Source organism: Gilliamella bombi (assembly GCF_900103255.1).
Lineage (GTDB): Bacteria > Pseudomonadota > Gammaproteobacteria > Enterobacterales > Orbaceae > Gilliamella > Gilliamella bombi.
In genome coordinates this window covers 1-9,492 of record NZ_FMWS01000061.1, presented here as the reverse complement: position 1 = coordinate 9,492, position 9,492 = coordinate 1, and the positions used below count along the sequence as shown (strand labels likewise).

Below are 9,492 nucleotides of genomic sequence, written 5' to 3'. Positions count from 1 at the left end.
GATGGTGTCAAATCATATTCGGCAACGATTTCACTACGTGATTTACCATGTTGATAAAGACTGACCATTTGCTGTTTAAAATCATCTGTGAATGTTCGTCTTTTGCGTTTAATCTTATTCATATTTGTTCCTTTTTTAGTTGTGATAAGTTTACCTTACCTTACCCCTTAAAAAAGTTGTATGAATTAGTGTAGCCGATCCAATATCCATTGAGTTGTTTATTAAATTTAACTGCTTTTATTTAATCTTAGTTAAATTTGAGTTAGAGCAAGTATTTTGCGCAATTTCTTTGAATCAAAATTGATATTTTAATTATTTTAAAGCTATTAGGTATCAAATTCGATGCTATTTAGTTTATTGATTATATTTAATTTTTTGTTATTTATGTGATGTTGATCACTTTGTAAAAAATATTAAATTGATATCATATGCGCCAAATTTTAGATTAAGGAGTAGTAACAAAAATGAGTAAGCTAAGGACAAATGATAGCGTAACAAATGCCAATAATGAGTCAGCATTACCTAAATGGCGAAAAAGTGATACGTTATGGATGCTTAGCCTTTATGGTACAGCGATTGGTGCTGGAGTACTTTTTCTACCAATTAATGCAGGTGTCGGTGGGTTAATTCCGTTGCTGGTTATGTTGGTTCTTGCCTTTCCTATGACATTTTTTGCTCATCAAGCTTTGTGTCGATTTGTATTATCAGGTAAAAGTCGCGATGGCGATATTACCGTTGTTGTTGAAGAGGCTTTTGGGCGCACAGCAGGAAACTGGATAACTGTACTTTATTTTTTTGCAATTTACCCAATATTATTAGTATATAGCGTTGGTATTACAAATACAGTAGATAGCTTTATGGTTCATCAATTAGGAATGGAGTCATTACCACGAGCTTTACTTTCATTTGTTTTAGTTGCATTTTTAATGTCAATTGTTCACTTTGGCGAAGAACTTATTGTTAAAGTTATGTCAATATTAGTTTTTCCATTTATTGCCGTTTTAATGATTTTAGCGTTATTTTTAATTCCTGAGTGGAATGGTGAAATTTTTACCAATTTGTCTTTTGGTAGTAGTGACGGAGAACAAAGTATTTTAATGACACTTTGGTTAGTTATTCCTGTTATGGTTTTTGCATTTAATCATTCACCAATTATTTCATCTTTAGCGGTAGCTAAACGTAAAGAATATGGTGACGTTTATGCTGAACCTAAATGTACTAGAATTATTGCAGCAAGCAATATTATGATGGTTGTAACAGTGATGTTTTTTGTTTTTAGTTGTGCGCTTTGCTTGTCGCCTGCTGAACTTTTAGAGGCAAAAGCTCAAAATATCTCAACGTTGTCATATTTGGCTAATCGATTTAATTCACCTGTTATTGAGTATATTGGTCCTCCAATTGCATTTATTGCAATGGCTAAATCGTTTTTAGGTCACTATCTAGGTGGTAAAGAAGGATTTAATGGTGTTGTTAATAAATTTTTGCGTAACCGTAATAAAACAATTTCAGAAAACAAACTTGATAAATTAGCTATTGCCTTTATGTTTGTAACTGCTTGGGGGGTTGCAACATTAAATCCAAGTATTTTAGGTCTTATTGAATCACTTGGTGGCCCAATTTTAGCTGTGTTGTTGTTTTTAATGCCAATGTATGCAATTCATAAATTACCTGTACTAGCAAAATATAAAGGAAGGCTAAGTAATGTGTTTATTGTTGTTATGGGATTAGTTGCAATTTCAGCCGCTATCTATAATTTATTATAAAATTTAATTCATGGTTAATTACCACTTACTTGTTTATTTAATATATAAAACCTACTGGCATTCGTTGGTAGGTAAATACAGCTACTAGTAAAATAATCTACCGATATAGCAAGAATTAACTATTAATGGGTATTAAAACTTATTTTCATAATTTCAAAAGTGATACCTAGGTATCAGTATGGGGTAAGTGGCAAGATGATTATTGGTTATTTTATTAGCAAAAGTTAATTCGTAAAGATATCACTAGGATAGCAGTATTTATTTATGTTTTGCATCAAAAGGGAAAAATATGAGTTCGGTATTTGAAATATTTAAAATTGGCATTGGACCTTCAAGCTCACATACAGTAGGACCAATGAGGGCAGGGAAGGCATTCATAGATCAACTAATCAGTAATAATATGATGGCATCAGTAACAAAAATTGTGGCTGATGTTTATGGCTCTTTGTCGTTAACAGGTAAAGGGCATCAAACAGATATTGCTATTATTATGGGATTAGCTGGCGAAAAACCTGATTCTGTTGATATTGATAGTATTCCAAGTGTTATCGAAAAACTTAGCCAAACTCAGCGGTTATCTATTTACAATGATCGTTATGAAATCGATTTTCCGTTGGAAAGTTGTATGGTGTTTCATTCTAAATTTTTACCATTACATGAAAATGGTATGACTTTGACTGCATATAGCGGCGATAAATTAGTTTTTCAGAAAACTTATTATTCTGTTGGCGGTGGTCAGGTTGTTGAAGAAGAGCAATTTGGTCAACAAGAGCAGGATTCAGTAAAATTTCCTTATCCATTTGCTTCAGCTGAGCAATTATTAAAACATTGTGAAGATAACTCATTATCAATTTCTAGTATTATGATGAAAAATGAGTTGCAAATACACTCTTATGAAGAAATTGAATCCTATTTTTCTCGTGTTGGGCAAACTATTTTGGAATGTATCAAACGAGGTATGAATACAGAAGGGCTATTACCAGGACCACTTAAAGTTCCTCGTCGTGCGTTTTCGTTATACCGTCAATTGTCTACCACTAAGGATAAATTTATTAGTGATCCAATGGTGATTATTGATTGGGTAAATATGTTTGCGCTTGCAGTTAGTGAGGAAAATGCAGCAGGAGGACGAGTGGTTACTGCGCCAACAAATGGTGCATGTGGTATTATACCTGCTGTGCTCGCTTATTATGATAAATTTATTAATCCAGTTACACCTGATATTTATATTCGTTTCTTTCTAACTTGTGGCGCAATAGGACAACTTTATCAAATAAATGCTTCTATTTCTGGTGCAGAAGTGGGATGTCAAGGGGAAGTTGGCGTTGCTTGTTCTATGGCTGCGGCAGGACTTGCTGAGCTTTTAGGCGGTAATCCTCAACAAGTATGCATGGCGGCAGAAATAGCAATGGAGCATAACTTAGGCTTGACTTGTGATCCAGTTGCAGGCCAAGTTCAGGTTCCTTGTATTGAGCGAAATGCCATTGCCGCAGTAAAATCGATAAATGCGACAAGAATGGCTTTAAGACGAATTACTGCAGCAAAAGTATCTTTAGATAAAGTTATTAAAACTATGTATGAAACAGGAAAGGATATGAATGCAAAATATCGAGAAACATCGCGTGGCGGGCTAGCAATTACGGTTCATTGTAATTAGGTTGTTGCTATTTTTCTGTCGAATTTGCCGATTGCAAAATCGGCGAAACATTAGATTTTATTTAATGTTTCCAGTGCATGGTGTTAACTTTAGAGCGCAAAAAATCATTTTCTGTTAGTACATCTACCCGTTCAGTTTTTACTTTTCGTTGTTTTCTTTTTCGTTTTGGTTGTTCTGCTGAGGCAATATGGATAACTTCGTTATAGGCAAGTAAATTATTAAGTTGATCAAGTTCGCCTAATCCACGGAGGACGGAAATTAATGTTTGTAATGTAATTGATTCGCCTTGTTCAATACGTTTTATTGTGGCAATGCCAATTTTGGATTTTTGCGCAAGTTCTAGTTGAGATAAATTTTTCTCAATTCTGGCTAATTTTATTCTGCGACATAGCATAGCAATCATGTCGGTAGTTTCATTCATGAAATGTCCTTTTTGTTTGATATGCCACATGATGTGGCATATATCATATTGCTATTTATATTATTTTTAGACTAGCGGTTATTGTTCTTGGTTTTTTATTTGTTTCTTCTTTAAGTTTTCTAAAATCTTTTTATGGATACCATTAAAGCCACCATTACTCATAATTAAAATTGCATCGGTTGGTTTAGCTGATTTTGTGATCATTTCAACCAATAAATCGATATCACCACTCCAGTAAGCGGGTTGAATACAAGCATCAACCACATCGGCTACTAGCCAAGGTAGTTGTTCAGGTTGGAATATAAAAATTTCATCAGCTCGACCAAGTGATGGGGCTAGTTCATCTTTAGATACCCCTAATTTCATCGTATTTGAGCGTGGTTCAAGTACGGCTAGAATGCGACGATTAGCTCCTATTTTACTGCGTAATGCTTCTAATGTGGCTAAAATTGCAGTTGGGTGGTGGGCAAAGTCATCATAGATTTCAATATTATTAACTTCACCATAAAGCTCTAATCGTCTTTTAGCATTGGCAAAAGAACCTAGTGCTAAACAAGCATCAGCAGGCTCAATGCCCACATTATGGGCAGCTGCAATTGCCATTAGTGCGTTATGCATATTGTGTTCGCCAACTAATGAATATTTTACTTCGCCTACTTTTTTATTGTTAAAGTAAACCGCAAAATGACTCGCATCATTATTCATACGTTGTGCTAGCCAGCCGTTTTCTGATTCTGTGAATGCTTTTTGGCTCCAACAACCTTTAGCTAATACTTGTTTTAAATTTACATCTTCTTGTGGTGAGATAATTAATCCATTGCTTGGCACTAAACGAACTAAATGGTGAAATTGTTTTTGAATAGAACTGAGATCATCAAAAATATCTGCATGATCAAATTCTAGATTATTCATGATAAGTGTTTTTGGGCAGTAATGCATGAATTTTGAACGTTTATCAAAGAACGAGCAATCATATTCATCTGCTTCAATAACAAAATAATTGCCTTCACCTAATCTTGCGGATACATCAAAATTACCCGGTACACCACCAATAACGAATCCTTGCTTGTAATCTTGCTTTTCTAAAATCCAATTGACCATACCCGCAGTTGTAGTTTTACCATGAGTTCCAGCAATAGCTATGACCCAACGATCTCGCAATACATTGTCGTGTAACCATTGAGGAGCTGAAATATAAGGAATGTTATTATCTAAAAGATATTCTACACAAGGGTTACCTCTTGATAGCGCATTGCCAATAATGACTAAATCAGGTCTTGATGTCAGTTGTGATGGATCATATCCTTCAATAATATCAATGTGTTCTTTTTGTAAAAGTGTGCTCATTGGTGGGTAAACATTTTTATCTGAACCCGTTACTTTATGACCAAGAGAGCGAGCTATCAAAGCAATCCCTGCCATAAATGTGCCACAAATTCCAAGAATATGAATATGCATTTTGAATCCTTAACATTGTATAAACTTTATATTGATAGTATTGGGTAACCATTGCTTATTTGATTGGTAAACAGATGTAAATTCAGAGCAACCTTGTAATTATAATCGATTCTGATTGTTTATGCGAGAGGCCATAGATGTTTAACCATTAATAATGGAGCTTGGTTACCACGAAATTCATCTACATCTAAATGGTAAACTATTTTCACATTTTTTATCGATTGATCAGGCCATAGTTGTCTATTTACATTAAAAAAGACCCCTTCAATAAGTGGACCACCGTTTTGGGGTTCTAGTACTAGTTTTAGGTGTTTGTCTGAAAATAATCGCTGTTGATGAATAATGAATTCACCGTCAAAAATGGGAGTGTAGAATCCTTCTCCCCATGGTCCTGATTCTTTTAATTGTTTGGCGATTTCGTAAGTAAGATCTTGGCTATCTATTTCACCGTCAGTTTCAATAATTGGTTCTAGCAAATCGGGTTCTAAGCGTGCATCTAAAAGTGTTTCAAAATTATTTTTAAAACGTTCTAAATCTTCTTCTCGAATAGTTAATCCAACAGCCATTGCGTGACCTCCAAAACTGATTATTAGATCAGGATTTTTCTGATTTAATTCATCAAGAAGATCGCGTAAATGAACGCCTTTAATTGAACGTCCGGAGCCCTTTAGAAAACCATCTTCTGTTGAAGCGAAAGATATGACTGGTCGATGATATTTATCTTTTAAACGTGACGATAAGATCCCAATAATGCCTTGATGCCATTCTGGATGATGAAACACGAGTGAATTAGGAATTGTGATATTTTGTTTTTCAATTTCTTGAATGAATGATAAGGCCTCTTTATGCATCATTTGCTCAATTAACTTTCGATCACTATTGAGATTATCCAAATCCATAGCTTTGTTAATTGCTGAATCATAATTATCACAAAGTAGTAATTCAACTCCCAATGACATATTATCCATTCTACCTGCTGCATTTAATCGTGGCGCTATATAAAAAGCTAAATCGTTAGACGTAAGATTAATAGGATCTTTTTTAGATACCTGTAATAAGGCTTTGATGCCCTCACAACAATAGCCAGCTCGTATTCTGTTTATACCCTGATGAACTAAAATACGGTTGTTATGATCAAGTCTAACCACGTCAGCAATAGTGCCTAAAGCAACTAGATCTAATAAATTTGCTACATTATATTCAGCTAAATTATTGTCGGAGAACCAATTTTCTTGCCGTAATTTTGCTCGTAAAGCTAGCATAAAGTAAAAAGCTACACCCACCCCAGCTAAATGCTTAGATGGAAATGTACAATTAGGTAAATTAGGATTGACTATGGCGTCGGCATTAGGTAGTAGCTCAGGGCATAAATGGTGATCAGTAATAATGACTGACAATCCTGATTGCTTAGCAAAATCGACAGCTTCAATAGCAGATATTCCGTTGTCAACGGTAATAATAAGTTGTGCATTTTGTAAAATGGCCTTTTTAACAACCGAAACACTTAATCCATATCCATCATTAAAGCGATCAGGAATGATATAATCAACAAATTGGTACCCCATATTTTTTAAGGCTCTGATGGTTAAAGCAGTACTGGTGGCACCATCAGTATCAAAATCACCAACAATCATGATTTGCTGATTATTTTTCATTACTGAATAAAGAATTTCGACTGCCTTTTTAATACCATCTAGTTTATCGTAATTGCATAGATTGCGTGTGGTGTAATCAAGATCTTGCATGCTAGTAACACCACGCAATGCATAAATCCGTTGTAATAATAACAGAATATCATCAGAAAATTCTGGAAGTACTTCAGGTAATTTGCGATGTTTTAATTTACTTTTTTTCATAATTTATATGCTAGCGCATTTGCGCTAACATGTGTTTTCATTTTAATTTACATTTTAGTAACAATAACTGCTAATTTTTATTTAGTTTTTGTGATCAAGAAATTCAATTAGTTTATCTGCAGGCACGTAACCTGAAACAAGTTGGCCGTTAGGTAAGACAATTGCAGGTGTGCCGCCAATCCCTAACTTTTTACCGACATTAAATTGTTGTGTTACATAAGGTATCATGCTGCTTGCTGGCGAAATTGTATTACCTTTGTATGCATTGTCAAATGCAGCTTTGCGGTCAGCCATGCTCCAAATAGATTGCATGTTTTTGCCAACATCACTGTTAGCACCTGCTCGAGGGAATGCAAAATAGTGAACTGAAATACCCGCTTCTAAATACTTATCAATATTTTCATGTAGTAGTTTACAGTAATGGCAAGTATAATCAGTAAATACTGAAATGATGTATTTTTCATTTTTAGCTTTATAAATAATGGCATCTTTTTCAATTGATTTTATTAGGCTAAGATTGATGCTGTTAGCAATATTTTCTGGTTCATCACCTTGTAAATCAAAAATAGAGCCTTGAATTAAGTATTTACCATCTTTACTAACGTATACAATACCTTCTGGCGTACTAACGCTTTTAAAATCTTTAATTGGACTATCAAAAATTTTTGATTCTTTGCTATCGTAACCGAATTTATCTAAAGATTTTGCAATTTCATTATTACTTGCTAATACTGAACTTGAAATTAACGCTAAGCCTAAACATATAACTAATTTTTTCATTCAATTATCCTTATTTTTGTCAATCCTATGCTCGAGGATGATGTTTACTATGTAACTGTTTTAACCTTTCTGTTGCAACGTGTGTATAAATTTGTGTAGTTGATAAACTGCTATGCCCAAGCAACATTTGAACGACGCGCAAATCTGCTCCGTGATTAAGAAGATGTGTCGCAAAAGCATGTCGAAGCACATGAGGAGAAAGTGCATCAATATTTATACCGATTAGTATGGCATAATATTTAATTCGATGCCAGAAAGTCTGTCGTGTCATTTTTTTTCCTAATCGACTTGGAAAAAGCACATCAATAGGTCCATTTTTTAAAAGATCATTTCTGGCATATTTAAAATAATATTCAAGCCAATAAATTGCTTCTTCTCCAAGTGGGACTAAGCGCTCTTTATTACCTTTACCAATTACTCTTACTACACCTTGACGTAAGCTAACATCGCTAATTTCTAAATTTACTAATTCAGATACGCGTAAACCGGTGGCATAAAGTACTTCCAACATCGCTTTATCCCTAAGTTCAATGGGATCTTCTATGCTTGGCGACTCTAGTAGCGCATCGACTTGCGATTCAGTTAAGTCTTTAGGTAATTTTTTAGGAAGTTTGGGGGATGATAATACTGCAGAAGGGTCATCAGTGCGATAATTTTCTTGATATAAATACTGAAAAAAACGTTTAGTTGCACTAAGCAAACGTGCTGAACTACTTGCTTTATACCCATCTTCTACTCGTTGCATTAAAAAGTTTTGTAAATTAAGTGTTTGAGTTGTTAGGAATGTGACATTTTGTTGTTGTAAAGATTGACTTAATGCTAACAAATCAAGTTTATAAGAAGCAATGGTATTTTCAGCTAAGTTCCTTTCTAGCCACAATGAATCTAGAAAACGGTCTATTAACATTTTATTTTGGGCAGGTGTATCTTGGCTAGACATCAAAATTATCTCTACATTACGTTTATTCTTTATATTATATACTAGCTGTCAATAAGTTGCAGTTTAAGTAAAAATTGCTATTTTTAGTTGTACAAATTTCTACACATTAACAAAAGTCAGGTTATTTAAATCGCTTATTCAATAAAAAGTTTAAGTAGCTGTCAATTACTGGCTTAACTAACAGAAATTATTCATATTAAACAACATTCATTTAACATTTTTTTTAAAAAAAGATTAAATTTCACACTAAAATTGTGTATGCTTTTTAGCTAAGCTGTCTGTTGCTTCAACTCAGTAATGCTGAGTATAAGATATAAAAAATAATTAAAATAGACAGACTGATTTTAAAATTGGATATAAAGAGGGGGGAAAATGTCAAACTGGTATGTCCACACTTTTTAGTACCAAAAAGATAAGGTCATCGATTTCTTTTGTATTCAATCGGCGACTGGTAATTTAATGTTGAATGAAGTCGATTATAATTAAACCAATCCACATAGTGATTAAATTCCAATTTAAGTTGCGCCAGTGAATCAAAAATAGTATTTGACACAAATTCTGTTTTCACTGCTTTGAATGTGCTTTCTGCAATTGCGTTATCATAGGGGCAGCCTTTG

9 protein-coding genes are annotated in these 9,492 nt (G+C 33.9%); 2 read left to right on the top strand and 7 right to left on the bottom strand.

The genetic code is table 11. The annotated features are described in order from the left end of the window. Window positions 1–122: transposase (locus B9N71_RS12835; protein WP_143422065.1), on the bottom strand; the 122-nt coding region annotated here is incomplete at its 3' end. A gap of 342 nt (window positions 123–464) precedes the next feature. Here B9N71_RS12835 and B9N71_RS10820 point away from each other — a divergent pair. Beyond that, window positions 465–1,763, top strand: coding sequence for a serine/threonine transporter (locus B9N71_RS10820; RefSeq protein WP_085165942.1), 1,299 nt, complete (start codon window positions 465–467; stop codon window positions 1,761–1,763). A 289-nt stretch (window positions 1,764–2,052) separates the two neighbouring features. Next, window positions 2,053–3,420 carry an L-serine ammonia-lyase gene (locus B9N71_RS10815; RefSeq protein ID WP_065590662.1) on the top strand — a complete coding sequence of 456 codons (1,368 nt, stop codon included), beginning with the start codon at window positions 2,053–2,055 and terminating at the stop codon, window positions 3,418–3,420. 61 nt (window positions 3,421–3,481) lie between these two features. Here B9N71_RS10815 and B9N71_RS10810 read toward each other — a convergent pair whose 3' ends face one another. The 6 genes from B9N71_RS10810 to B9N71_RS10785 form a co-directional block, all read right to left on the bottom strand. Then, window positions 3,482–3,841 carry a helix-turn-helix domain-containing protein gene (locus B9N71_RS10810; protein ID WP_065605767.1) on the bottom strand — a complete coding sequence of 120 codons (360 nt, stop codon included), beginning with the start codon at window positions 3,839–3,841 and terminating at the stop codon, window positions 3,482–3,484. Between the two features lie 78 nt (window positions 3,842–3,919). Next, on the bottom strand, window positions 3,920–5,299 hold the full coding sequence (mpl, locus tag B9N71_RS10805; protein WP_065590663.1) for a UDP-N-acetylmuramate:L-alanyl-gamma-D-glutamyl-meso-diaminopimelate ligase: 1,380 nt from the start codon (window positions 5,297–5,299) through the stop codon (window positions 3,920–3,922). Between the two features lie 119 nt (window positions 5,300–5,418). Further along, window positions 5,419–7,155 (bottom strand): single-stranded-DNA-specific exonuclease RecJ, encoded by a 1,737-nt coding sequence (gene recJ / locus B9N71_RS10800; RefSeq protein ID WP_085165940.1) that lies wholly within the window; start codon window positions 7,153–7,155, stop codon window positions 5,419–5,421. Window positions 7,156–7,236: 81 nt separating this feature from the next. Beyond that, window positions 7,237–7,935 (bottom strand): bifunctional protein-disulfide isomerase/oxidoreductase DsbC, encoded by a 699-nt coding sequence (gene dsbC, locus B9N71_RS10795; RefSeq protein ID WP_085165939.1) that lies wholly within the window; start codon window positions 7,933–7,935, stop codon window positions 7,237–7,239. Window positions 7,936–7,960: 25 nt separating this feature from the next. Next, entirely contained in the window at window positions 7,961–8,875 is a 915-nt protein-coding gene (gene xerD / locus B9N71_RS10790; RefSeq protein ID WP_085165938.1) for a site-specific tyrosine recombinase XerD, read from the bottom strand. Between the two features lie 418 nt (window positions 8,876–9,293). After that, window positions 9,294–9,492, bottom strand: a 199-nt coding sequence (locus B9N71_RS10785) for an IS3 family transposase (RefSeq protein WP_143422119.1), incomplete at its 5' end; no start/stop codon positions are given.

Bases quoted from the DNA above. Each gene is read 5' to 3' on its own strand.
- B9N71_RS10820 (WP_085165942.1), top strand. From the start codon at position 465: ATGAGTAAGCTAAGGACAAATGATAGCGTAACAAATGCCAATAATGAG.
- B9N71_RS10815 (WP_065590662.1), top strand. From the start codon at position 2,053: ATGAGTTCGGTATTTGAAATATTTAAAATTGGCATTGGACCTTCAAGC.
- B9N71_RS10810 (WP_065605767.1), bottom strand. From the start codon at position 3,841: ATGAATGAAACTACCGACATGATTGCTATGCTATGTCGCAGAATAAAA.
- mpl (WP_065590663.1), bottom strand. From the start codon at position 5,299: ATGCATATTCATATTCTTGGAATTTGTGGCACATTTATGGCAGGGATT.
- recJ (WP_085165940.1), bottom strand. From the start codon at position 7,155: ATGAAAAAAAGTAAATTAAAACATCGCAAATTACCTGAAGTACTTCCA.
- dsbC (WP_085165939.1), bottom strand. From the start codon at position 7,935: ATGAAAAAATTAGTTATATGTTTAGGCTTAGCGTTAATTTCAAGTTCA.
- xerD (WP_085165938.1), bottom strand. From the start codon at position 8,875: ATGTCTAGCCAAGATACACCTGCCCAAAATAAAATGTTAATAGACCGT.